This is a genomic window from Bacillus sp. KNSH39, from assembly GCF_052656585.1.
In genome coordinates this window covers 5,130,279-5,155,355 of sequence record NZ_JBQXYO010000001.1, presented here as the reverse complement: position 1 = coordinate 5,155,355, position 25,077 = coordinate 5,130,279, and the positions used below count along the sequence as shown (strand labels likewise).

The following is a 25,077-nucleotide window of genomic DNA, read 5'->3' as shown; positions in this document are numbered from 1 at the left end:
AGATGATTTATTTATACAATTGTATATCCATAGTCAACCACAATATTTTGCCCTCTAATGGCATCGCTTTTATCAGACATTAAAAATAAAATGACATTTGTTACATCTGAAATTTCAACAAATTTTCTATATGGAATTTTTTTCAATAACTTATTTCCTTCAAAGGACTTCAAATAACTTTCGTTATTATCGTTGATAATATAGGACGGCGACACACAATTCACCTTAATATCTCTCTGTTGATCTTTCAAAAAATCAATGCTTAAATTTTTTGTTAAGTGAATCAGCGCTGCTTTTGAAGTACCATAAGCAATTCTATCCTCATGTGCCACTATACCATTTTGTGAAGCTACACTTACAATTGAAACGCGGTGTGAAAGTGAGCTATAGATGGACTTGAGTAAAAATACAAAACTCTTAATGTTTATATCAAATGTTTTATCCCACGCTTCATTTGTCACATTATAAAAATTAGATAAAGTATTAACCCCGATTAGGTTGATAACACCATCTATTGTTATATTGTTCTCTTCAAAGTAAGTGGATAAAAATCTAATATCTTCTTCTTGGCTAACATCTAAATTGAAATAGACTTTATTGGTTTCTTTCATTACTTTTTCTTTATACGTTTTATCGATACAGTATATATTTTTTGTATCATCTATTACCGTTTGTAAGTCTTTACCAATATATCCATCTGCGCCTAGTATCAGTATATTACCACTCACATTATTCCTCTCCTTACAACATCGAATACCCAATAAACACCACTTAAAATAACTGTGGCTATGAGAATACAATTTACTAGTCCGAGTAGTAACTCAGAAGATTTTATCTTTTGTCGTTTAAATATAAATTGTTTGAAACTATTCATATAATCTTCTGAATCTATCATTTGATTTATAATCCAATAACCATCTAACTTTAAAAATGGCATCATATTAGTAAAAATAATTATACAATTAGTAATATATATGTATAATATCACGTCAGAACTTGACAAAAGATACATGATTGCTAATAGACTTCCTAAAATCATTTGTCCCATAACACCTGACAACATTATTGCTATTTTTTTTCTCTTATCGAGCGTCCTCATATAGTTAACATTTGTAAAAAATAATAATAAAAAGAAATATCGAATTATTATTCCAAAACGCATTTTGTCAGATCTAATATATTTTCTGTAAGTATAATAATGCGAAAATTCATGGAACGAAACGATAAATAACTGTGCTACGTATATGTATATCAAATGATATACATTAAAGTTCATTGCACCACTATTGAAGATCGTATAACCCTTTTTCACTACTACAGGAAAAGTAATTGCAAAAAATAAAAGTAAACATACGAACAAGTACTTAAAAATCTTAATGTTTTCGATTTTATATAGCGTTTCAAATCCCTTTGTGCTTATACTTAATTTTAGCAACTTAAAATTTAATAGATTGTATTTTTTTTTGCCATGCAAAAATCTTTCTAAACCTTCTACTTTTTCGCTAGTTTCAGTATTATAGCTCCTAAGATACTCTAGTGTATTCTGATCTGCTTGTATCATTCTCTCATTCTTAGGGTTATATATATAAACATAGTCGTCTATGTGGTATTCAAGATTTACATTGCAAACATTTAAGTTATTTACTTCTTTCAAACTAATACCCTCTTTGCAATTATTTTCATAGCTTTTGAAAATGCCTTCGTATCTATTAAAAGGGTAGGAAATAGTGTAATGCCATTACCTTCATCATTATCCATGTAATGATAGACTAAAATACCGAGTTCTTTTAATCCGTTAACTATTTCCATAGTTTTAATTGGATCATTCACAGGGATCGAATACATCCCCCCGATACCCGTGTAACCAATATTTTTCATCTTAAGCGTATTTGTTACTATATTTTCGATTTCTCGAACATTGCTAATAATACTTGTCTCATTTTCTAAAATATATTCTAATGTAATCTTTGCTGATAGTACCCCTAGCAGATTTCCGTTTTGAGTAGAGAAATGCTCGATATGCTTACCTTTGAGAGCGTCTTCAATTTCTTTTGAAATTACGACTGCTCCAAATGGGAGAATTCCATTGTTAATCGATTTGCTCAAAATTAAAATATCTGGAGTCACCCCTAATTCTTTAAAGAAAAAGCGATTGCCCGTTCTATAAAAACCTGTTGCCACCTCATCAAAAATTAGTAGTATGTTGAATTTTTTTAATGTGCTGTGTAGTTTTTTAATAAATTCTTTATTAAAAATATACACTCCGCCTGAACCAATAATAGGTTCAAATAAAAAAGCAGATATATTTTGATGATTTTCCTCTATAAAATTCAACACATGATCTTCATCATCACGATTTTGAGGAGTTTTTACACTTAAGAATCCATCTAGTTTTGGTTGATAATCTTCCGTAATCTTCTCATCTAATCCACTAGCTGATACCCCTGCAAAAAAGGTACCATGATAACTTTTATCATACGTAATAATTTTTTTATCTTTGTTGTTTAAATGTCTTACAACCTTTGTTGCTAACTCTGTTCCTTCCGAACCGCTATTTGTGAAAAAGACTTTAGTATACGCAGAATCTTTTTCATTAATAAACTGTAGCAAGGCATTACTATAATCATTATACAAAGGATGATTGTATGCATGGATATCTAAAAAAGTTAATGATTTTTGTAAATACTCATTAAATTGAGATGAAATTCTTTGGTATAACTCTTCCTTGTATCCCAATGAAACATTCCATAAACCGCTTCTAAGATCTAAATATTTTTTTCCAGTTGTATCTAGTAAAAAACTATCTTTAGCTTCTTCGATTATCATATTATAAAAAGGGGATTGCGTAATATCCCCCATTGGAACAACATAGGTATTATTCTTCACAATTTTCCAACTCCAAGAAATATATATTTTCTCCGCTATATAATATATTAAATTTATAATGTAACTCTTCAGAGACTTTCTCAAAATATTCAATAGTGTGTAGATTTTTCACTGAATATCCCACTTTTTTAACACCATTGCCTTCCATAAATATATTTAAAACATATTTATTTTCTATAATGGCATTACTTACAAAAAACACACTATCATCTGTTTTAAAATTTAAAACTTTATCACAATTTTCTTTTATACACGAAGGTTTAAGGAAATCAAAAATGATGGAGCCATGAATATCCAATAAATCTTTTGTTTTAATTAAAAAACTTTTAAATTGTTCTTCTGAAAATAAAGAAACAGTCGTGGCTGGTATAATAATTTTTGTGAATTTAATACCTTTAATCGTATCCAGGTCCTCTATACCAATATTGAAAATCTTATCCCTGTAACTAGTGTCGATATATTTAATCATTTCCAATTGTGGTTCAATCCCGTAAATATTGACACCTTCTCTAGATAGAACATTAAATACCCGACCATTACCTGATCCTATTTCTAGTACTACATCATCATTATTGATTTTCTCTCTATAGAAATCTAAATCATTTATTTCAAATTTTTCATTTATCGAGCGGTTATAAAAATCAGCAAAGTCGGTATCTGAATAAATATCATCCGAAATTTCCACGTTTCCTCTTTTAACTTTTCGTAAAAAGGGGCCAAATATATACTTACTATGCATGTTCCACCAACCCCTTATATTCATTCATAATTGCATCATATTGATCTTTGAAACGATCTTTTAGGTAGCTTTGGTTATTTTTAAGATCGGCTTCTAAAATTTCAAGGAAAGTTTCATCCGTTTCAAAAACTTTATTAGTGCGGATATTATAAACAAAACAACCTCTATTATTTTGAATTCCAATTAATTTGAATTCAACGATTGAATCTACTACTAGGTCCAGTTTGTTCTTTGTATAAGGCGTAGTAAAAGTAGTTGCCCCACCTTTAAATGATGCTGCCAAATTATACATCATCGGAATGATGTTCTTAATCATCGCCTCTACTTTATCTTGTTCTTCATTATTTTGATATTTTGAAACAATATCAAAGTAATTTAGCTTAATGTTTTTTGAAATTATATATTCTTTCAAGTAATCATTGAAAATCCCGTCAGAATAGACAAACAATCTATTATTTGTACTAGTCTTTGTCATAGTCGCATAATCAAAAATCGCTTTTTTACTTTCTTTGTTATCAATAACCCCTGAATTTTTAAACTTGCTTATTAATTCTTCTAACTCTTCTACATCTAATGACGTCAAATCTTCTTTTTGAAAACTCGGAACAGAATTATTTAATAATATAATGTTTGGTATGTCTTTCAAGTCATTGCTATTTAGTTCAATTTCTTCACTAGATTGATCAATAAAAATTGAACTGTTTACAGCCATGTTATAATACACATCTGGTTCGATATTCTGAATGACATTACAATTTTCTACATAGAGATGTTTTAGCGTTCTTTTATTAATAACAGCTGGATATACGCCTGAAAATAATGTCATTAACCCATTTCTTAAATATTGCATGTGAGACAACTTAGCCTTTTCTTTCTCTAGTTGGAACATATCTTTTAACGGCTGTAACATGTCTATCAATTCAAAATCCCCATGTTTTACTTCTAAATTATCATCGACTATACAAAAATCTGTTTCTTCTAACTCAGTTTCTAAAAATTGAACTAATTTATATATTCTTTGCAAGCTCCCACCAACGAAAAATATATACTTTTGGTATTCTTGAAAGTCTAGATAGTCAACAAAATCAATAAAAGTGTTATTTTCAAAATCAAATTTATCAAAGTGTATATCTTTGGCTTTAGCAGAAAATAGCTCTTTTGCGTTACCTTCATTGATATTTTTAAATAAACCGTTTTCTTCAATTATGCACGAAATTCCAATCATTAGTTCGTCCCCCTGGTTTTCTAGTTGATACCTCTGAAAATTATTATTTTATAAATCATCAATATTTAACTACAGAAATCAAGTTATTATTATTACTTGACCCGCAACAAGAACTGCTCCTGTAGCCCAGTAAATGATGTCAGTTTTTGAATTTAATTCTTCTAATTCAACTTCTTTAAAGTGTAGTTTGTTCATGTTTTAACCTCACGTTTTTCATTAAGAAAATTCTATTTTTACGGCTGAGATCATGTAAGTAAAATTACTCCACCACCAGAAATTAAAGCTCCAACAGCAGCGCCAGTCCAGAATGAATTTAACTCTGCTACTTCAACCTCTTTAAAGTGCAATTTCTTCATACTCTTCACCTCTCGTTTTGAATATAAAAATTCTTACAGGTGAGATCATGTGAATTTTGTTAAAGTAACGAAACAGGCACTTTAAACCAGCGATTATACAGTGAATATTTGGAACATTTTATGTTATAGTGTGTTACTATTTAATTTTTTCGTAATTGTAGTACTCTGCCCACTAAAATGCCAGAAGCTAGCGTTATTGTAGTTGCTAAAGCAATGTTCATATATAAATTACTACTATTAACAAGAACAATTAAACCAAATACTATTAAAGCTGGAATTATAATAAAAAGTAGATTTTTATTCATATCCATCAAGTTAAAATCAGTACGCTAGCCACGCCTGCTCCAGCTGCAACTACGCCTGCTCCAATACCTGCTCCAACCCAAAAATCTGTACCATGTGAATTTAATTCCTCTAGCGAAATTTCTTTAAAGAATAATGTTTTCACTTTTTCCGCCTCCTGTTTTAAGCTTCCCAAAAATCTATTTGGATATATAATCAGGTTAGTATGTGCCTATCTCTTCAGCATTGATCGTTCACTACCCTATTAAGTTAAAATAAAACCAATTCCAACTGCTGCGCCTCCACCTACAACCGCGCCACCTGCCATACACCAGCCACAGTTTAATTCTTCACTTTCAATTTCTAAGAATTTTAAATTTAGCATTGTGTTTTCATCTCCTCCCATAAAGTCTTCAGAGGTATCAACTAGAAAATCATCATTATATATAGATATAAAAATACTAAATGAATGAAATTATAGATGGTTTTAATAACTTTTATATCATAGAAATACGAGGTACCATTAAATACCATATATAACTATTTGAGAATAACATGAAATAAAGAAAAACGAATATGCAATGTTGCATATTCGTTTAATAACTTAATATACAAAAAATAGCATGTAATCGTAGGTTACAATATCAAAAGTGATATTAAACACTCAACATTAATCATGTTACAATTAGTACACCAGCTACGGCAGCTCCAGCAGCAACAACACCTGCTCCAATACCTGCTCCAGTCCAGAAATCTGTACCATGTGAATTTAATTCTTCTAATTCAACTTCTTTAAAGAATAATGTTTTCATCTTTTTCGCCTCCTTCCTTAAATTTTTTAGTTTATTACCATCATTATTTTAGATCAAGTTAGTACAAGACCTACTCCAATACCAAATCCAATCGCAAATCCAGCAGCATCTGTATAAGAGTTTACTTCTTCTAACTCAACTTCTTTGAAGTATAATGTATTCATTTGTTTACCTCCTTTTTAAATTATTTACGTTAATATTATTTAAGATCAAGTTAATACTAGACCTACTCCAATACCAAATCCAATCGCAAATCCAGCAGCATCTGTATAAGAGTTTACTTCTTCTAATTCAACTTCTTTGAAGTATAATGTATTCACTTTTTTCACCTCTTTATTACATTTTCAAAATACAATTCTCCACAGCTAAAATCATGTAAGTACAAGGATTGCCCCGCCTGCTAATGCACCTGCGCCAAGACCGTAACCAATCATGTCCCATACGTTTAAATCTTCTAATTCAACCTCTTTAAAAGATAATGTTTTCATGTTTTTCACCTCCTTATTACATTTTCAAAAAACTAATTTTATTAGCTAAAATCATGTAAGTACAAGGATTGCTCCACCTGCTAGTGCACCTGCGCCAAGACCGTAACCAATCATGTCCCATACGTTTAAATCTTCTAATTCAACCTCTTTAAAAGATAATGTTTTCATGTTGTCACCTCCTTTTTTCATACAAATAGCTTATTTGTACAAAAATCAAGTAATAATAAGTACTGCTGCAACACCTGATGCTACACCGACGCCACCCGCTACCGCAATTTTCACATTCCACGGTACTGAGTTTAGTTCTTCTAACTGTACTTCTTTAAAAGTTAGTGTTTTCATGCTTTTCACCTTCTAAAACAATGATATTTTTTATATTATCAAGTTAAAATGACGTAAATTCCAACGCCGCCCATAGCTACCGATTGAGCCCAACTAGTTGCTGAGTTCAATTCTTCTAATTCAACTTCTGTATAGAATAACTGTTTCATATGACGAAACCCCTTTTATTAAGTTAAAAGAATACCAATTCCAACTGCTGCGCCGCCACCTACAACCGCGCCACCTGCCATACACCAACCACAGTTTAATTCTTCATTTTCGATTTCCATGAATTTTAAATTTAACATTATGTTTTCATCTCCTTTCATTATGTCTACTCAATTATTTTTAAAATCACTTATACATACTATATAAATAAACAGAATAAGTGATGTTAGATATGACTATTATTTACTACGTTTCAACTGGCATTGAGGAAAATAAAATATATACCATATCTAACAATTTCAGGATACCATAAGATTACGAAGTATAAATATGCAATACTGCATATTTCAAAAAAAATCCAATTTTTCATAAATTGATTACACATATTGTACACTTCTATTCTACTTTCTCCCTATATATATGTAAGTCCATTTCCTTGGTTGCATTTATTGAAAAAACGGCTTAAGATATCGATATACGATATATCGGAGGTGGTAATAATGAAGACCGCAGTAGAACAATACATCCCATTAACAGAACCACAATACTATATTTTACTGTCATTACTAAAACCTATACATGGTTATGGAATTATGCAAGAGGTTGAAAACCTTACCCATGGAGAAGTCAAACTTGGACCAGGCACATTGTATGGGATTATTAAAAAGCTATTAACCGAAGAACTAATTGATGAGGTAGCATCGATAGATAGAAAGAAGTGTTACGTGCTTACCCCTTTAGGCAAAGAGGTATTAGAACTTGAACTTAAACGATTACAACGCTCTGTTCAAAATGGTTTGAGTTTATTTTATGGAGAGTAACAAAGGAGCTTTACAAAAAAATTAAAATTAATAATGATACGAGATACTCCGTATATACCCATGTAATTTAATATATGTGTCAAAATGAAGAACATCGTAAGTTCGAGCCTCTCCGGGTTCATAAATAGAGAAACCATATCAACCTTCTACGTGATATGGTTTCTCTTCTTTATACAAGTCAATCACTTCCAACCAAACAGCTTCTCCAAAGATGTCACAGTCGCACTCCTTGTCTTTATTTAAATTCAATTTCACAAGTTGCTATCTTATAGTTGCTTGATGACAACTGATATCATTGTTTGTCCATCCCCCCATCAATCCGTAACACAAATAAACCACACTTTACGCTCCCTACTATCTAACACCATCCAAGTAACATCCCACGCAACATCGTAAAACCAATCTGTCCAAGGGCGATAGCTTTCGAACACTTTAATATCTTCGTATCGATCTTGGAACATATATTGACATACATTGACTGCTAATTGTTTTGCGATAACTGGTCGTTCCTTAAACCCTTCATATACTCCGCCCCACAAAATTTGCGCAGCAATGCTACCATCAAGCATAACTGCCAGCTGCTCTTTAAAACGAAACTTATATTTGTCTGATGTATGTATTTTTAACTCTTCTAAGTTATTGATTATATCTAAAGAGTTGAAGATTCTTCTAAAGAAGTGCTCATGTCCATCTTTCGAATGTGGTATTTCTTTAAAAAAATTTTCGTTATGCACTTTAAAACAGCTTATTATTGCTCCACCAATTAAGTTTTGTTCCTTAAACGTGTTTATAAGTTGCTCAACAGATGAGTTATTCGTGTCTATTTTTTCAAACGTTCCTTCTTTCCATCTCATAACGCCCACTACTCTCTATTAAAAATTTGTTTCTTCATTATAAATAGCAAAATAAAAACCAGCAACTTTAAGGTTGCTGGCTTAGCTCTTATTCATATTCGAAAAAACAATAACAACTGCTCCAAACAAATAATGCCCTACTACCATCCACATACTCCAATCAAAAATCATAAGCAATAACCAAAGTGATATATTCATAGCAGCAAATAATAAATATAAAATCTCTCTTTTGTAGCACTCCTCTATTCATCAAAATGTAAACAGCACCGATAGGAGGAAAAAGACAAATATTTTTCTTAACACCCACGGATACGAAATTACTGTCTGCATATGAATCTCCTTTTCATCATAATACTTGCTTCAAAATCGGCCTCACTACCCTATATTTATCACTATAAGCTTCCTTTATGATTAAAGGCGGGTAATCACTTTTTTCTTCCTCAATCATTGTGAATACTTCTGTTTTCTCTTGTAATGTATTAGATTCTTTATTTTTAGTAGGTTTTTTACTTGTTTTAATTTTCTTTGTTACTTCGCCAAGTTTTTGCCCAACTTCTTCTATTTTGGCAGATTCATTCGTAACATAGTATTCTTGTTCGTCCCATACTAACATAGGTGGCACTTGTTCTCGTTTGTTACATATTATATAAGTAGTACTAGCTACAAGTAGTAGACAAGTTAATAAATAGAAGATAGTTTTTTTATTCATATACTACACTCCTTATCTATCATTTCATTGGATTATATAATATAAGTTATTTATAGTAAATGGATTTAGTGGTAATTTTTAGGTTGAACAATAAAGAAAAAACCTTACCGAAGTAAGGTTTCGTTTTTACATTCTATAGTGACCGACTTATTAAAACAATCATTACAATAATCGCTATAAACATAACAACTAAACAGCCGATCATTTTATAAAATCCTCGTTTCGTTAACGTCCCGCCTTGAACGTCTTTACGAATAAATAAGAATACTGCTAAAAATAATACAAGCCCAATGCCAAAAGCATACATCATTTGCATATGTTAATCTTCCTTTCTCTCTTCCATCTTAATATCTTTTTGCCAAAACAACAAATGAGATAAAGACGGTACTCATCGTAAGTGCCATAAGTATATTCAATAATTCAGTAGCAGATAGTGTAAGTATTTTTAAGTTTAAGCCGATAGAGAAAAGAAGATAATATGCCGTTAATGCAAAAAAGGTTACAAACATTCCTTTATAACGAATAAGTTTCATTCGCTCGTCTTTTTCTTTAAATTGCGGATGCAAGTAGCTTAGACAGAAACACATAATCATCATCCCAAGCAATGGATACGTTATGGCTGGCGGTGCAGAATGCGTCATTATACCTGTTAATATCATAAATCCACTCATAAATAGAAAAATAATCCCCATAATTACAAAGTACTTTTGTGAATAATTCATCCCTATTCCCCCTCTTCTTTTCCTTTATAAATAAATACATGTTCTATTGTTGTCTGAAATGTTTTCGCTATTTCAAATGCTAGCGGAAGTGATGGATCGTATTTCCCTTTTTCAATTGAGATAATGGTTTGTCTGGAAACTCCAAGTTTCTCAGCCAACTTTTCTTGAGATAGTCCAAATTTTTTTCGGTATTCGACCATTTTATTTTCCAAGGAAATTTCTCCCTCCTTCCATATACCGAGTATATATGTAAAGGAAACTTTACGTCAAGTTCCCTTTACATATATTTTGATTATTATTCACGCTATTTATATAGAAGAAACTTTTTTTCAATTTCAGCACGTCTATTTTGAAGCGAAACACGGAACACTGTAAATAACTGTTACTATATCTCCTCACTTCTTTTTTTAAAATTTAATATCTCCATATTTGTTTTATCCTTTTAAAACATTTCATTTATTTCTTTATTTCACGAAATACGTTATTTGTTTTACGGTGTTTTTCGTCATATTTATAGAAACTAACTGTTTATGGAGCATTTTTTATGTTTAGCAACTTTTTTTGTAGAAATCCTTCACTTTCCTTTCAATATTTAACACTATCTAAATAAAGTTTACGATAAATTCATAATTTTTTATTTTTTATACTATATTCCGTTATATTGTTGTATAATATCTATGAAAGCGCTTATTATTTCAATATACATAATTCAAACTAATTTTATCGAAACATTCTAACTATTATACCTATATTTAAATGCAACAATTATAGCTATTAGTATAGGCATACCAAATATATCCACCCCATTTTTCTGTAAAATTACTTTATAACATGAAAGATTAACTTGGGTGATAAGTTATTGTGAATGTTTTTTTACAAAACAGATAAGTAATAGTGTTTGGTATTATGTAAATTATTGTAATAACATAAGAGTAAAGAAAACATTTACATTGATTATTGATTCATTACTTATTGAAAAAGAGCAAAATGCACCTTTGTATGGAAAAGGATTATATGCATTGGGAGGTTTAAACAAATGACGAGGAAGAATACAACGACAAACCCTTGGGCCAAGTTCCACGGTCCGAACCTTGGTTATGTTATTGAACAGTATGATCTTTACGTAACTGGAGCAGGTTCTGTTGATCCGGAATTACAAGAGCTTTTTGAAATTTTTGGAGCTCCTTCGTTTCAAGATGATGTCGTAACAGGGGACAACACAGCAACACATTTTTCTCCTCAAAACACAGGTAACATTGAAAAAATTCTTAAAGTCGTTCAACTTGTTGAGCAGATTCGTTCTTTCGGGCACACGTTGGCTCACATCAACCCGATGGAAGATGCTGCAAATGGACAATCTCTTCTTGAGAAAGCATTGAACGAACTGAGCGACGCTGACTTGAAAGCGATTCCAGCGAAAACAGTATGGCCAGATGCACCAGAAGGTATTCACACTGCACTTGATGTAATTCATAGATTAAAAGACGTTTATACAAAATCTTTAGCTTATGAATTTTCTCATATACAAGATAGTGAAGAACGCGCGTGGTTGCATCAAATGGTGGAATCAAATTCATTGCGTCAACCACTATCAAATAAAAAACGAACTGCTCTTTTAAAACGTTTAACAGCTGTTGAAGGTTTCGAGCAATTCTTGCATAAAACATTCGTTGGGCAAAAACGTTTCTCTATCGAGGGCGTTGATATGCTTGTACCTGTTTTAGATGAAATTGTTCTAGAAGGTGCTAAGAACGGCGTAGAGGATGTCATGATTGGTATGGCTCACCGCGGTCGCCTAAGCGTACTTGCTCACGTATTAGAAAAACCATATAGCCACATGTTTGCTGAGTTCAAACATGCAAAAATAGAAGGCGCAGTGGCTAATTCTGGCTGGACTGGCGATGTGAAATACCACCTAGGTAGAGAACAAGTCGTTAGTAACGAAGAAGTTAGCACTCGCGTGACATTAGCAAATAACCCGAGTCATCTTGAGTTCGTGAATCCTGTAGTAGAAGGTTTCGCACGTGCTGCTCAAGAGAATCGTAAAAAATCTGGTCTTCCAGATCAAGATACTTCAAAATCATTCGTAATTTTAGTTCATGGTGATGCTGCATTCCCTGGTCAAGGTATTGTATCTGAGACACTCAACTTAAGCAGATTGAACGCGTATCAAACAGGCGGAACGATTCATGTTATAGCAAACAATGCAGTTGGTTTTACAACTGATAGCTATGATTCTCGTTCTACGAAATATTCTAGTGACCTTGCAAAAGGTTTCGATATTCCGATTGTTCACGTGAACGCTGATGATCCGGAAGCTTGTCTTGCAGCTGCTAACCTTGCGATTCAATATCGCATGTTGTTCAAAAAAGATTTCTTAATCGATTTAATTGGTTACCGCCGCTACGGTCATAACGAAATGGATGATCCAGCAGTTACGCAACCACAAGTGTACAAAAAAATTAAAAACCATCCAACTGTAAGGGCAATTTATGCAGATCAATTACAAGCTGCTGGTGTTCTAAATGCAGATGAGGTTGAAACAATTACACAGTTTACACAAGAGCAATTAAAATCCGACTATGCACAAGTACCACCAGCTGATACGAGCGACGCAACAATTCACGTTAAAGTACCAGATGTTGTTGCAAAAGGTATTCAACCAATTGATACTGGTGTTGAGATTGACTCACTTCGTGCAATTAATGAAGGTCTACTATCTTGGCCAGAAGGATTTAACGTATATCCGAAAGTGAAGAAAATTCTTGAGCGCCGTAAAGATGCTCTTGAAGAGAACGGTAAAATTGAATGGGCACTTGCTGAATCGTTAGCATTCGCTTCTATTTTACAAGAAGGTACGCCAATTCGTTTAACTGGTCAAGATTCACAGCGTGGTACATTCGCACACCGTCATATCGTATTACACGATACTGATACAAATGAAACATATTCACCGTTACATCGCTTACCAAACATTAATGCATCGTTCTCTGTTCATAACAGTCCGTTATCAGAGGCTGCTGTTGTTGGTTACGAATATGGTTATAACGTATTCGCTCCAGAAACTCTTGTTATGTGGGAAGCGCAATATGGTGACTTCTCAAATACTGCGCAAGCATTATTTGATCAATATGTTTCAGCTGGAAGAGCAAAATGGGGTCAAAAATCTGGCTTAGTTCTTCTATTACCACACGGTTATGAAGGTCAAGGACCAGAGCACTCTAGTGCACGTCCAGAGCGTTTCTTACAGTTAGCTGCTGAGAATAACTGGACAGTTGCAAACTTAACGAGCGCGGCTCAATACTTCCATATCCTGCGTCGTCAAGCATCTATCTTAGGAACAGAAGCTGTTCGACCATTAGTATTGATGACGCCGAAGAGTTTATTACGTCACCCACTTACGCTTTCAACTGCTAGTCAGTTAAGCGAAGGACGTTTCCAACCTGCTTTAGAACAAGAAAACCTTGGCATGAAACCAAATAAAGTAAAGCGTCTTGTTTTAAGCACAGGTAAAATGGCGATTGACTTAGCAGCAGAAATCGAGTCGGGTAAACATGAGTACAACTTAGACGAAGTTCATGTCGTTCGTATTGAGCAATTGTACCCATTCCCTGCTGAGAAAGTTCAATCTATTATTAAACGCTTTAAAAACTTAGAAGAAATCATTTGGGTTCAAGAAGAACCTCGTAATATGGGCGCATGGCATTACATGGCTCCAATTCTGTTCGAACTTGCTGGAGATAAAGTGAAAACAGGCTACATTGGACGTCCTGATCGCTCTAGTCCATCTGGCGGCGATCCATTCGCTCACAAAGCTGAGCAAGAGCTAATTGTTGCACATGCTTTAGATGTGAAGTATAACTTCCGTCAAGATAAACAAGAAATTGAAGTTTACAGCAACTAAAAAGTAACAATGAAGGTTTCTAGCTTGTTCCTTGGGCAGAATATCTGCCCAAGGCCAGGCTAACAAATGGAGATTACCGAAGACAAAAGAAGAAAAAACACACCGTTAGGCAAATAAGGGGAGGACATTTAAAATGATCGAAATTAAAGTACCTGAGCTTGCAGAATCTATTACTGAAGGAACTATTTCACAATGGCTTATCAACGTAGGCGACAAAGTTGAGAAAGGTGGCAGCGTTGTTGAGCTTGAAACTGATAAAGTCAATGTAGAAATCATTGCAGAAGATTCAGGTATTGTATCGAAGTTACTAGGCGAACCTGGGGATACAGTTGAAGTTGGCGCAACTATCGCAATTTTAGATGCTAATGGAGCACCAGTTGCAGTAAGTACACCTGCACCGGCTGCTGAGCAACCAAAACAAGAAACAGCTGCTGAAGCACCGAAAGCTGCGGCACCAAGTGCTGAGCAAACTGCAACACTACAAGGGTTACCAAATACAAACCGTCCTATCGCATCACCAGCTGCTAGAAAGATGGCTCGTGAATTAGGAATCGACTTAAACGACGTACGTAGTACAGATCCACTTGGACGCGTGAGACCACATGATGTACAAGCTCATGCTGCAGCACCAAAAGAAGCACCAGCTGCTCCAAAGAGTCCAGCTCCTGCTCCAGTTGCAAAAACGGAATTTGAAAAACCAGTTGAGCGCGTGAAAATGTCCCGCCGCCGTCAAACAATTGCAAAACGTCTTGTAGAAGTTCAACAAACATCTGCAATGTTAACAACATTTAACGAAGTTGATATGAGTGCGATCATGGAATTACGTAAAGAACGCAAAGATGCTTTCGAGAAAAAACATGATGTACGTCTTGGCTTCATGTCATTCTTCACAAAAGCAGTTGTTGCAGCATTAAAACAATTCCCATTATTAAATGCTGAAATTCAAGGTGACGAGCTTATCATTAAAAAATTCTATGATATCGGTATTGCAGTAGCAGCTCCAGATGGATTAGTTGTTCCAGTTGTACGCGATGCTAACCAATTAAACTTCGCTGAAATCGAAAGCGAAATTCGTGAATTAGGTAAAAAAGCACGCGATAACAAACTTTCATTAAAAGAACTACAAGGTGGTACATTTACAATTACAAACGGTGGTGTATTCGGTTCTCTAATGTCAACACCGATCCTAAATAGCCCTCAAGTTGGTATTTTAGGAATGCATAAAATCCAAGTACGCCCAGTTGCAATTGATAACGAGCGTATGGAAAACCGCCCAATGATGTACATTGCTTTATCTTACGATCACCGTATTGTTGATGGTAAAGAAGCAGTTAGCTTCCTTGTTGCTGTTAAAGATATGCTTGAAGATCCAAAGTCATTATTATTAGAAGGTTGATAGATTAAAAATCTATTAAAGGCTGTAGAATGATTCATTCTACAGCCTTTTTTTATTGTGTTCATACGGGACAAATTTCATGACATAAGGTAATAATGTATGCCTAAACGTAAGGAGGATTAAAATGAATAACCTTCCAATTCATGCAAAACTTAAAGTAAATAAGGATACTTTCTTCCTCCCCGATTCAAACGGGGGTGTCTATTTTCGAAATAACGCCAGTTCATTTCGCATGGACGGTGATGGAATTTATGACTGGATTGAAAAATTAATGCCAATGTTTAACGGGAATTATTCTTTAGCAGAAATAACCGATGGCCTCCCTCTCCCCTATCAAAATCGTGTATTTGAAATTGGAGAGATTTTATATGAAAATGGTTTCGTTCGCGATGCAAATCAAGATGCACCTCATGAATTAAACAGTACATTACTCGACAGATATGCTTCACAAATTGAATTTTTAGAAGCTGATTCTCATTCAGGTGCTTTAAAATTTGAAACGTACCGCGGGGCAAATGTCCTTGTACTTGGTTCTGGGGATATGCTTACTTCCTTAGTTTCTTCTTTATTAGAATCTGGTTTACCTACATTTCATTACCTCGTTACAGATCGAGATGAAACAAACTATGACAGAATACATGAGCTAATAGAACGTGCATATGAAGTTGATAACAGTGTACTCCTTCAAGAAATCGATACTACAATTGACCGTCCCTTGCATGAAGTATTCGAACCTTTTGATTGGATTTTATATATTTCTCAAAACGGAGACATTGACGGTTTAAAAACAGTTCACACTATTTGTAGAGAAACGAAAAAGAATTTTATACCAGCTATTTGTTTATCTACACTCGGTATAGCTGGGCCTGTCGTAACGGAAAATCGTGATGAATGCTGGGAATCCGCATGGCATCGACTACATGAAACGACTTTACAAAATGAAAATTCATCTAATTCCTTCTCACCAATTACATCTGCCATGTTAGCAAATGTAATCGTTTTTGAATTATTTAAGCATGTCGCAGATGATTCTTATCGGGAAAAAGAAGCACAATTCTTTTTATTAAACTATGAAACACTTGAAGGAACGTGGCATTCTTTTATAAAACATCCTCTTGCAACTGATGAAAGTTTTACAATTGATACGATAGAAAATCTTTCTGAAAAACTTGAGCATCGGTATGGCCAACATACTTCAACTGATATATTCCGCTTTTTCGACTCATTAACTTCTAAAGAAGCCGGTATATTCCATGTATGGGATGAACAAGATTCATATCAATTACCGTTATCACAGTGCTATATTCAAGTAGCCACTCCACTATCAGATGGCCCAGCTCCCCTTCTGCCTCTTATGACTTGCAGTGGATTGACTCATAATGAAGCACGCCGAGAAGCCGGTTTAACAGGAATTGAAACATATGTAGCAGAAATCATTCACCGCCTTATTCCTGAACATAACGATATCGGTATCGGTGCTGGAGAAACGATGACAGAAGGATTTTACCGGGCACTACAACAACATTTAAACAACAAACTGTATGAGCGGCAGTCACATATGCTAGAAGAACTTACAACGATTGATTTAACTGATATTCACGATAAACATTGTAGATTTTATTACGATGCTCTTGCTACAATTCATGAAACACCTAAAATTGCAATGAGTGAAGAGATTCTCAGTTTTCCAGTCATTTGGGTTGGTATAAATGATAGATGGTACGGTGCATCTAATATTAATATGACGTTAGCCTTACGGAACGCACTACAACTATCACTGCTCCACATTCAAAGTGAAAAGACTCCTTACAGAGCTAATATCTTGCCTGAATCATCTATTATTTTATATGACACGGATTCTTTTAGAGTGGAAATACAAGCGGAAGAAGAAATTCCAAGTGTGCAATCTTTACAGCTTGCCTTACAGCATTTAGAAGAACATAATTTTTATCCCTTCGTGTTTGATTTAGCAATCGAACCATTTTTGAAAGAAAACTTAGACGGTGTGTATGGGGTATTAATTGCAAAGGAGGACGGTCTATGACTCAAAATATATTGCTTATAGGAGATGGCCTTCTTGCAGACTATGTACATGATCAATTATGCAAACAATATTCCATCATTCGTCAGCATACCCTTCCAGAAGTACTTCCTGAAAATATTCATCTCGCTCTCGTATTACATGACGGATCTCCTTCTACTATTCATCATGACGCTGAGCTAATTTTTCGGTCAAATCATATTCCATGGCTACGTGGTTTTACTTCATTTGGCGAAGGTATTATCGGTCCTTACATTCATCCTCTTACGCCCGGATGTTCCCATTGTTCTGATGGACGCCGTTTTATCGCTGGCTTTGACCAAAAAGAAATGTGGGAACTACAGCGGAAATATGCCTTTAAAGCAGATGATGTAACGAGGCGTGATGTACGTGCCACCCAAAATGGAATGTTACAAATGTGCCATCTTATTTGCGCAGAAACAGAAAAAATATTAACTCATAACCATTCTTCTTTAGAAAATGAACTTATTTTACTAAACTTACAAACATTACAATGTACGCGGCATTCTTTTCTTCCAGATCCTCTCTGTCCTGTATGTAGTAATTTACCTAATGATACTGCGGATGCGGCGGAAATTTCTTTACAACCGAGTTTAAAAGTAAGCACCGAAACGTATCGCTGCCGTTCCATTCATGAATTAAACACATTTTTAACGAGAGACTATTTAGATTATCGGGTCGGTATGTTGAACGGCAAAATGCAGCATTCATTATTACCATTCGCTGACGTCATTATAAACATGCCATTAATGTTCGGAAATGAAGGTGTTGCAGGCCGAACTCATTCATTTGCAGCGAGTGAAGCAACTGCTATTTTAGAAGGTTTAGAACGATATTGCGGGATGTCGCCTCGCGGGAAAAAGACAAATGTGCATGGTAGTTTTCATGATTTAGAGGAACACGCACTAAATCCCCTCTCGCTCGGTGTACATACAAATGAACATTACAATCGTGATAATTTTCCATTTAAACCGTTTGATCCTGATTATGAGCAAAACTGGGTATGGGGATATTCTTTATCACAAAACAGACCGCTTTTAGTTCCTGAATCAATTGCTTATTATAGCCTCGGTCATCGAGACGCTTTCGTGTATGAAACATCAAATGGATGTGCAATTGGCGGTAGTTTAGAAGAAGCGATTTTTCACGGCATTTTAGAAATTGTAGAGCGTGATGCCTTCTTACTCACTTGGTATGCAGAATTACCTCTTCCCCGCCTTGATCTGAGTTCAGCAAATGATACAGAATTACAATTAATGATTCAGCGGTTACGTACGATTACCGGATATGAATTACACGCTTTTAACGCGACGATGGAACACGGCATCCCTAGCTTATGGGTAATTGCAAAAAATACGCGTGAAAATGGAATGAACGTTGTTTGTGCAGGAGGCGCTCATTTAGATCCTATTCGAGCCTTAAAAAGCGCCATTCAAGAAATAGCAGGCATGTTACTTATAACAGACGATGAGCTCGAGCACAAAAGAGAATACTACGAAAAATGCTTACAAGATCCTTATTTCGTTAATAAAATGGAAGACCATAGTATGCTGTATGGATTGAAAGAAACAGAAGAACGTCTTCACTTCCTTTTACGGGAAGATGCACCGGTGCAAACGTTCCAAGAAATGAATGTATCACAATCATTTGATATGGATTTAACATCCGATCTCCACCAACTTTTAAATCGTTTGCATCAATCTAATCTTGAAATAATCGTTGTAGATCAAACCGTTCCCCCCATAGAAAAGAATGGATTACATTGTGTAAAAGTTATTATTCCAGGCATGCTACCGATGACGTTTGGTCACCATCTTACTCGAGTTACAGGACTGGACCGGGTATATACCGTACCGATGACACTTGGATATACAGACGAACCTTTAACGAATGAAAGATTAAATCCACATCCACATCCGTTTCCATAGTAAAGGAGGGATTTCATGCAGCTAGATACTTTTTTACATCATCTCCATTTCTCTATCGATGAAATTATGCCGAATCATGAGGTGGACTGGAAAGACGCACCGCTTCCTTATAAATTATATCGAAATTTACCTACCATCCCGCTCTCCTTAGAAATCCCATTATCTTTACCGAACTCTTCTACTACACCTACTTTAGATGAGATTGGTCACTACCTTTGGTATTCATTTGGTGTAACACAATTATGTCAGCTAAATAGCGGGAGAAATGTATTACGTAGATCCATTCCTTCAGGCGGTGCCTTATACCCTAATGAATTGTATATCTATTTAAAGATTGACGATTATCCAGACGGCATTTACCATTATGACGCCGCGCATCACCGGCTTATTTTACTTCGCGAAGGAAATTTCGATTCTTATTTAGCAGACGCACTCGGTAACCGCTGTAATATACATGATTGTTTCGGTGCCGCATTCGTATCCACTATGTTTTGGAAAAACTTCTTTAAATACAATAACTTTTCATATCGCCTTCAAGGATTAGATAGCGGGGTTCTCATTGGACAATTACTTGAATGTGCCAAACAGTTCGGTTATACGAACGGCGTATACTTTCAATTTCTAGACCGTGCACTGAACCATTTACTCGGATTGTCAGAAGGTGAAGAAAGTGTGTATGCCGTTATTCCTTTAAGTACAGAGCCAGAAACTAATTGGTTTCACAATGATTACCATGAAAATAAAACATTTACTTCTCGTGAGTTGTTGCAACAAATTCCGCCGCTCGCACATGAACATTTCGTTCGCTCAAAACATGTAGATGAATATCCGATGATAACAAAAATAAATGAAGCTTCTATGATCGAATCGACAGCACACTTCCAAACACTAGCTCATGAAGAGCACTATCAATATCATGAGCATGCTGTACAACTGCCGAAAGTAGAGCGTTTATCTTATGATTTCTTACAACTTTGCAGAAAACGGTATTCCCCTGATGCTGACTTTACTTTAACGAAATGGGATGCAGCCGAGCTCGCTACTTTACTACAAGAAGCGAGCCTCTCCCTCCCTTATTCCAACGACCTTGATGGTAAGTATATAAATGAAAATGCGCGCGTCTCATTATATGGATGTTTCTATAATGTAAAAGATATAAAAAACGGCTCTTACACTTATAACAGTAAAACGCATTCCATACAACCACTTCGATATGGGGACCTTCGTTATCATCTTCAATCTAGTATGACGATGGATAACGTAAACCTTTTTCAAGTATCACTTTGCCTACATGTAGTTGGAAAGAAAGATTATTATACAAATGCATTAGGCTATAGAGGGTATCGTATTCATCAAATGGAAGCAGGTATACTTGTTCATAAACTCGTTTTTGCAGCGACCGCGATGGGGATGGGCGGGCATCCTTTACTTAGTTTTGATACAAATTCATGTGATCAATTGTACGGAATAGATGCTGGGAATGAAACATCTCTTATTCAAGTTCCAGTTGGGGCATATCGGGCGCGGAATTGGTTAAAAGGGGCTTTGCATAATTAGAAGCACGCCGGTAGACGGCGTGCTTTTTTACTAGATTAACTTAAAAATACTCTTAATTTGTCTAGCAAATAACCAATTTTTCGTACCGTAGTTATCATTTAAACTATCTAAATTGATAGATTGTCCGTTAGCAAACTTTAATTCTAACGTAGTATTTTTGTCATTTGTTTTTAAGTTACTATTTGTAATGGCATCATACTTTAATTTTTCAATCTCAACATATTCGTCTTTTTCTTGTCCAATCACGACATGGTCTTGGAAGAAGAAAAATACTTCTACTTTTTTACCGAAACAAAATACATTTTTCGTATAAATTAATGTCGCGTTATCAAGTCCGACACATACTTCTTTCATTTCTTCCACAACGTGTCCAAAGTCTTCTTCATGTCTTGCATTTGATTCAGCAATCCATTCTTCGATTGTTTTCATGTTAATTGCCATACTGCGCCCCCTGGTTCGTTCATTGCTTCGTTTAAAAAATAAATACTATATGAAAATATAAGCGATACGTAATATGTTTTCAAGGGGAAACGGTATATTCAAAATAAAGTGAAACTTTATTTACTCCCTCATTGTAAAAAAAATAGCACTTTAAAAAGTGCTATTCCGCTCTCCTTGCCGCTTGCTGAATTGGATCCCAAACGCTGTTATATGGTGGGGCATAACTTAAGTCGACATCTTCTAAATCGTGAATGCTCATTTTATTGAAGAGTGCCATTGCGATTACATCAATCCGTTTATCTACACCTTCTTCTCCAATTACTTGTCCGCCTAATAATTGTTTCGTGTCGGAACGGTATAGTAATTTCAAGTAAAGTGGTTTCGCATTTGGATAATAGCCCGCCATATTAGTCGAATCTACTTTGACTGTTTTATACGGGATGTGTAGCCCTTTCGCTTCTTTTTCATTTAATCCTGTTCTTGCAAGCGTCAAATCCATAAATTTAATAATGCCTGTACCTAACGTACCTTTAAATGCTCTTCGTTTATCAAGCATATTCAGTCCAGCAAGTCGGCCTTGTTTATTGGCAGTCGTTCCGAGCGGGATATGATCATGAATTTCCTTTATAACGTGGTAATGTGTTGCGCAATCACCAGCTGCATATACGTCTTGCACATTCGTTTGCATATATGCATTTACTTCAATTGCCCCTTTATGATTCTTACGTATATTTGTCCCTTCAAGAAAATCAGTATTTGGCTTCACTCCTACCGACACTAAAACAAGATCTGCTTTATACGTACCTTTATCCGTTTCAATTGCTTCTACTCGTTCATTCCCTTTAAACGCTTTTACATTTTCATTCGTTAAAATTTCAATATGATGCTTATCTGCTTCTTTATGTATGTACTCTGCCATATCTGCATCATAAATCGTACCGATATGATCATTTCGCTCAATCATTCTTACTTTCTTACCAAGTTCGACGAATGTTTCTGCCATCTCCAGTCCGATTGCGCCACCGCCAATAATCGTTACATCTTCAACTTTATTCGTTTCTAGCGTTTTTAATATGCGCTCAGCATCAGGAATTGTTTTTAAAAGATGAACGCCTTGTAATTCCCGTCCTTCCCATTCTGGCATAACAGGACGCACTCCAGTCGCAATTAATAATCGATCGTACGGAAATTCAAAGACATCTTTCGTCTTCGTATGCTCTGCGTACACCATTTTCTTTTCCGTATCTACTTTCGTTACTTCATGACGCACTTTCGCATCAATTCCATATTTCTCACGAAACGTCTTTACGTTACGCGCGATTAACTTTTCAGTTGAAGCAATAGCACCACTAATGACATACGGTAATCCACACTGAGCGTATGAATAAATTTCACCTTTTTCTAAAGTTACAACATTTGCATTTTCATCGTTTCTAACAATTTGCATCGCTGCACTCATACCAGCTGCATCTCCGCCAATAATGACATAGTTCACTTTACCACTCCTTCTTTTTTACATACTCTTTACGTTTTCCATATTTTATAGAAATAACACCTACTTCCATTGTAAAGAAAGAAAATTTCATCTTCAAATTTTGTGCACAAACCTATGCTTGAATAGGTAACTGTCGTGTCTTATAAACAATATGTTTAATATGCTATAACAGTAACAATTGAAAGTAGGTGAAACATACATGTGCGCCGGCCTTCTCGCTCAAACTCCAGAGGAACCGAAAGAACCAAAACCCGCCTTGTCGCTTGATCAAGAATTCTCTATTAACGCAACCATCTATAGTGCTCGTGCTTGGTTATCTAATGATGAGACTTTCCCACAAACGATTTGGAAAGGCTCTCGCTTCGCTTCAGCATCACACGTTGGCAAGTCCATCTTACCAATCGGCACTGTAAAAATTTTGAACTTATCTGATGATACAATAACAGTTACTGCATCATCAGAATCAGATGATAATCTCAAAATAGTCGTACCCCCTCATTCTGAAGGTGTTTTAACATCTAATGGTTTATCTGATGTGCAAGCAAGTACATCAGGAGGAGCAAGTAAAGTCACATTTCTCTTTCATATCTTTTTCTCAAGGGATCCTGGTTCAGATAAAAAACCATAAAAAGGTACAGTTATGCACTGTACCTTTTTTCCTGTGTTCTATTCTCTTGATTTGATTAGTTCAATATTATAAGTTTCAATATCTGTTAACGTTCCTTTAAAATAAGGATTTTCTCTATACCAAGACTGTTTTGCAAAATACGCTTGCATATCTTTCGTTTGAAAAATATGTCCATGCCTTGCATATATTTCATTTCTAGCAATTTTCAACTGCTCTTTCGATAAATATGTTAAATCTGCACTCGTTAATTTTCGAATATCACTATCAGGAAAGATGAAACCATTATATACATGCCCAATCGCTGGCGTTGGAGTAACATTATAAACAACTGTTTTTTCTGTACTTTTCTTTTGGAATGGAAGATTATAAGACGAAAGTGTCGTTATCGTCTCTACTTGTGTCGTTTCTCGTCCGCTTTCTCCATTTCGTTCTAAATAAATCGTCGCACTTCCATCAGTCGCTACAGGCCCCCATGTAATTTCTTCTCCTGCCAGCGCTGTAACCGGTTTTTGATTTACGTACAATGTTGCACCAGGCGCGTTCGTTTGAACTGTAATATATTGACCTTGCAACGTTAAATCTATCGTTACGTTATATTGGCTTTGTTTCATAAGTACAACCTTTTCCTCACGAGATAATTTTACATAGTCATTTTTATAATCTGATTGAAACACTTGATTTCCCGGAAGAAATGGCCCATATTGCTTCTCAAACTTTTTGTCATCTGTCTTATCAATTTCTTTTCCATTCATTTTTAACGATACGCCTTTTTCATTTGTAAGCAAAGTTGTATAGTACGTCTTCGCTTTCAATTTATATCGATCAAATATAAAGAAATACTTTCCGTCTTTCGTTAATGAAAAATCAACTCTTTCTATTCCGTCCCGTTGTTTTTCACCTTGTCTCAAATATCCTTTTAATTCATTTACGTAAGATGGATTTTCTTTTATATATGAAAATAGAGGCGTTAAACTCTCTCTCGTTATCATAACCGATGGATCATCTGCCGTAACGATCTCAGCTAATTTCTCTCCGTCTTGCTCTTGTAAAATCGTAATCATCCGGTCTACTTGTGCCAGCTGCGTATAATACGACGATCCGTACAAATACAATCCAATAATCACTATAACAAATAGCGCTAACAGTGTAATGCCAACTTTTGCACCACCGCTCATGTTCTTCTTTACTACAGGACGTCCCCTCTTCGACCCGCAGTTTTGACAAAATTGCACACCATCTTCAAACTGAGCTCCGCACTTTGTACATACATTCATTCAGTCAAC

At 35.0% G+C, this 25,077-nt stretch carries 23 protein-coding genes and 1 pseudogene; 7 read left to right on the top strand and 17 right to left on the bottom strand.

Annotation, left to right across the window (positions count from 1 at the left end):
- Positions 1–11: 11 nt before the first annotated feature.
- The 8 genes from ACUL40_RS26455 to ACUL40_RS26420 form a co-directional block, all read right to left on the bottom strand.
- Positions 12–728, bottom strand: a complete 717-nt coding sequence (locus tag ACUL40_RS26455; protein ID WP_048655962.1) for an SDR family oxidoreductase — start codon at positions 726–728, stop codon at positions 12–14.
- Entirely contained in the window at positions 725–1,654 is a 930-nt protein-coding gene (locus tag ACUL40_RS26450; protein WP_048655961.1) for a M50 family metallopeptidase, read from the bottom strand. Before ACUL40_RS26450 ends, ACUL40_RS26455 begins: the two co-directional genes overlap by 4 nt.
- Positions 1,651–2,886 (bottom strand): aminotransferase class III-fold pyridoxal phosphate-dependent enzyme, encoded by a 1,236-nt coding sequence (locus ACUL40_RS26445; protein WP_048655960.1) that lies wholly within the window; start codon positions 2,884–2,886, stop codon positions 1,651–1,653. Before ACUL40_RS26445 ends, ACUL40_RS26450 begins: the two co-directional genes overlap by 4 nt.
- Positions 2,876–3,625: a hypothetical protein gene (locus ACUL40_RS26440; RefSeq protein ID WP_445422677.1), complete on the bottom strand. Its 750-nt coding sequence runs from the start codon at positions 3,623–3,625 to the stop codon at positions 2,876–2,878. The genes ACUL40_RS26445 and ACUL40_RS26440 overlap by 11 nt, the downstream gene beginning before the upstream one ends.
- Positions 3,618–4,850 carry a hypothetical protein gene (locus tag ACUL40_RS26435; RefSeq protein WP_048655958.1) on the bottom strand — a complete coding sequence of 411 codons (1,233 nt, stop codon included), beginning with the start codon at positions 4,848–4,850 and terminating at the stop codon, positions 3,618–3,620. Before ACUL40_RS26435 ends, ACUL40_RS26440 begins: the two co-directional genes overlap by 8 nt.
- A 666-nt stretch (positions 4,851–5,516) precedes the next feature.
- Positions 5,517–5,654: a hypothetical protein gene (locus tag ACUL40_RS26430; RefSeq protein ID WP_162840212.1), complete on the bottom strand. Its 138-nt coding sequence runs from the start codon at positions 5,652–5,654 to the stop codon at positions 5,517–5,519.
- Positions 5,655–6,162: 508 nt separating this feature from the next.
- A complete protein-coding gene (locus ACUL40_RS26425) occupies positions 6,163–6,300 on the bottom strand; it encodes a hypothetical protein (protein WP_165775606.1) in 138 nt (45 codons plus the stop codon).
- Between the two features lie 701 nt (positions 6,301–7,001).
- Positions 7,002–7,130, bottom strand: coding sequence for a hypothetical protein (locus ACUL40_RS26420; RefSeq protein WP_255309924.1), 129 nt, complete (start codon positions 7,128–7,130; stop codon positions 7,002–7,004).
- Positions 7,131–7,777: 647 nt separating this feature from the next.
- Here ACUL40_RS26420 and ACUL40_RS26415 point away from each other — a divergent pair.
- Positions 7,778–8,098, top strand: a complete 321-nt coding sequence (locus tag ACUL40_RS26415; protein ID WP_030024068.1) for a PadR family transcriptional regulator — start codon at positions 7,778–7,780, stop codon at positions 8,096–8,098.
- A 314-nt stretch (positions 8,099–8,412) separates the two neighbouring features.
- Here the strand turns inward: ACUL40_RS26415 and ACUL40_RS26410 are convergent, their stop codons facing one another.
- The 6 genes and pseudogenes from ACUL40_RS26410 to ACUL40_RS26385 form a co-directional block, all read right to left on the bottom strand.
- On the bottom strand, positions 8,413–8,952 hold the full coding sequence (locus ACUL40_RS26410; RefSeq protein ID WP_139245338.1) for a hypothetical protein: 540 nt from the start codon (positions 8,950–8,952) through the stop codon (positions 8,413–8,415).
- An 81-nt stretch (positions 8,953–9,033) separates the two neighbouring features.
- Positions 9,034–9,282, bottom strand: a pseudogene (locus ACUL40_RS26405) (hypothetical protein).
- Positions 9,283–9,298: 16 nt separating this feature from the next.
- Positions 9,299–9,661: a hypothetical protein gene (locus tag ACUL40_RS26400; protein ID WP_065382373.1), complete on the bottom strand. Its 363-nt coding sequence runs from the start codon at positions 9,659–9,661 to the stop codon at positions 9,299–9,301.
- A 133-nt stretch (positions 9,662–9,794) separates the two neighbouring features.
- On the bottom strand, positions 9,795–9,977 hold the full coding sequence (locus tag ACUL40_RS26395; protein WP_001178303.1) for a DUF3976 domain-containing protein: 183 nt from the start codon (positions 9,975–9,977) through the stop codon (positions 9,795–9,797).
- Positions 9,978–10,005: 28 nt separating this feature from the next.
- Positions 10,006–10,383: a hypothetical protein gene (locus tag ACUL40_RS26390; protein ID WP_001109895.1), complete on the bottom strand. Its 378-nt coding sequence runs from the start codon at positions 10,381–10,383 to the stop codon at positions 10,006–10,008.
- 2 nt (positions 10,384–10,385) lie between these two features.
- Positions 10,386–10,595, bottom strand: coding sequence for a helix-turn-helix transcriptional regulator (locus ACUL40_RS26385; protein WP_000428513.1), 210 nt, complete (start codon positions 10,593–10,595; stop codon positions 10,386–10,388).
- An 824-nt stretch (positions 10,596–11,419) separates the two neighbouring features.
- Between ACUL40_RS26385 and odhA the strand changes: the two genes are divergently transcribed.
- The 5 genes from odhA (at position 11,420) to ACUL40_RS26360 (ending at position 21,230) form a co-directional block, all read left to right on the top strand.
- Positions 11,420–14,287, top strand: a complete 2,868-nt coding sequence (gene odhA, locus ACUL40_RS26380) for a 2-oxoglutarate dehydrogenase E1 component (RefSeq protein ID WP_000197120.1) — start codon at positions 11,420–11,422, stop codon at positions 14,285–14,287.
- A 133-nt stretch (positions 14,288–14,420) separates the two neighbouring features.
- On the top strand, positions 14,421–15,683 hold the full coding sequence (odhB, locus tag ACUL40_RS26375; RefSeq protein WP_000569891.1) for a 2-oxoglutarate dehydrogenase complex dihydrolipoyllysine-residue succinyltransferase: 1,263 nt from the start codon (positions 14,421–14,423) through the stop codon (positions 15,681–15,683).
- 124 nt (positions 15,684–15,807) lie between these two features.
- Positions 15,808–17,727 (top strand): putative thiazole-containing bacteriocin maturation protein, encoded by a 1,920-nt coding sequence (locus tag ACUL40_RS26370; protein ID WP_417051725.1) that lies wholly within the window; start codon positions 15,808–15,810, stop codon positions 17,725–17,727.
- Positions 17,724–19,673 carry a TOMM precursor leader peptide-binding protein gene (locus ACUL40_RS26365; RefSeq protein WP_445422678.1) on the top strand — a complete coding sequence of 650 codons (1,950 nt, stop codon included), beginning with the start codon at positions 17,724–17,726 and terminating at the stop codon, positions 19,671–19,673. The genes ACUL40_RS26370 and ACUL40_RS26365 overlap by 4 nt, the downstream gene beginning before the upstream one ends.
- A 15-nt stretch (positions 19,674–19,688) precedes the next feature.
- The gene (locus tag ACUL40_RS26360) at positions 19,689–21,230 is read left to right on the top strand and encodes a SagB family peptide dehydrogenase (RefSeq protein WP_445422679.1); all 1,542 of its coding nucleotides are present in this window, start codon (positions 19,689–19,691) and stop codon (positions 21,228–21,230) included.
- Positions 21,231–21,260: 30 nt separating this feature from the next.
- Here ACUL40_RS26360 and ACUL40_RS26355 read toward each other — a convergent pair whose 3' ends face one another.
- Positions 21,261–21,671: a DUF3908 family protein gene (locus tag ACUL40_RS26355; protein WP_000996782.1), complete on the bottom strand. Its 411-nt coding sequence runs from the start codon at positions 21,669–21,671 to the stop codon at positions 21,261–21,263.
- Positions 21,672–21,831: 160 nt separating this feature from the next.
- A complete protein-coding gene (locus ACUL40_RS26350; protein WP_001110229.1) occupies positions 21,832–23,166 on the bottom strand; it encodes a CoA-disulfide reductase in 1,335 nt (444 codons plus the stop codon).
- A 199-nt stretch (positions 23,167–23,365) separates the two neighbouring features.
- Here ACUL40_RS26350 and ACUL40_RS26345 point away from each other — a divergent pair, with 199 nt between their 5' ends.
- Complete coding sequence (locus ACUL40_RS26345) at positions 23,366–23,794, top strand: hypothetical protein (protein WP_445422680.1); 429 nt, start codon at positions 23,366–23,368, stop codon at positions 23,792–23,794.
- 38 nt (positions 23,795–23,832) lie between these two features.
- Here ACUL40_RS26345 and ACUL40_RS26340 read toward each other — a convergent pair whose 3' ends face one another.
- On the bottom strand, positions 23,833–25,068 hold the full coding sequence (locus ACUL40_RS26340; protein WP_445422681.1) for a TcaA 3rd/4th domain-containing protein: 1,236 nt from the start codon (positions 25,066–25,068) through the stop codon (positions 23,833–23,835).
- Between the last annotated feature and the right edge of the window lie 9 nt (positions 25,069–25,077).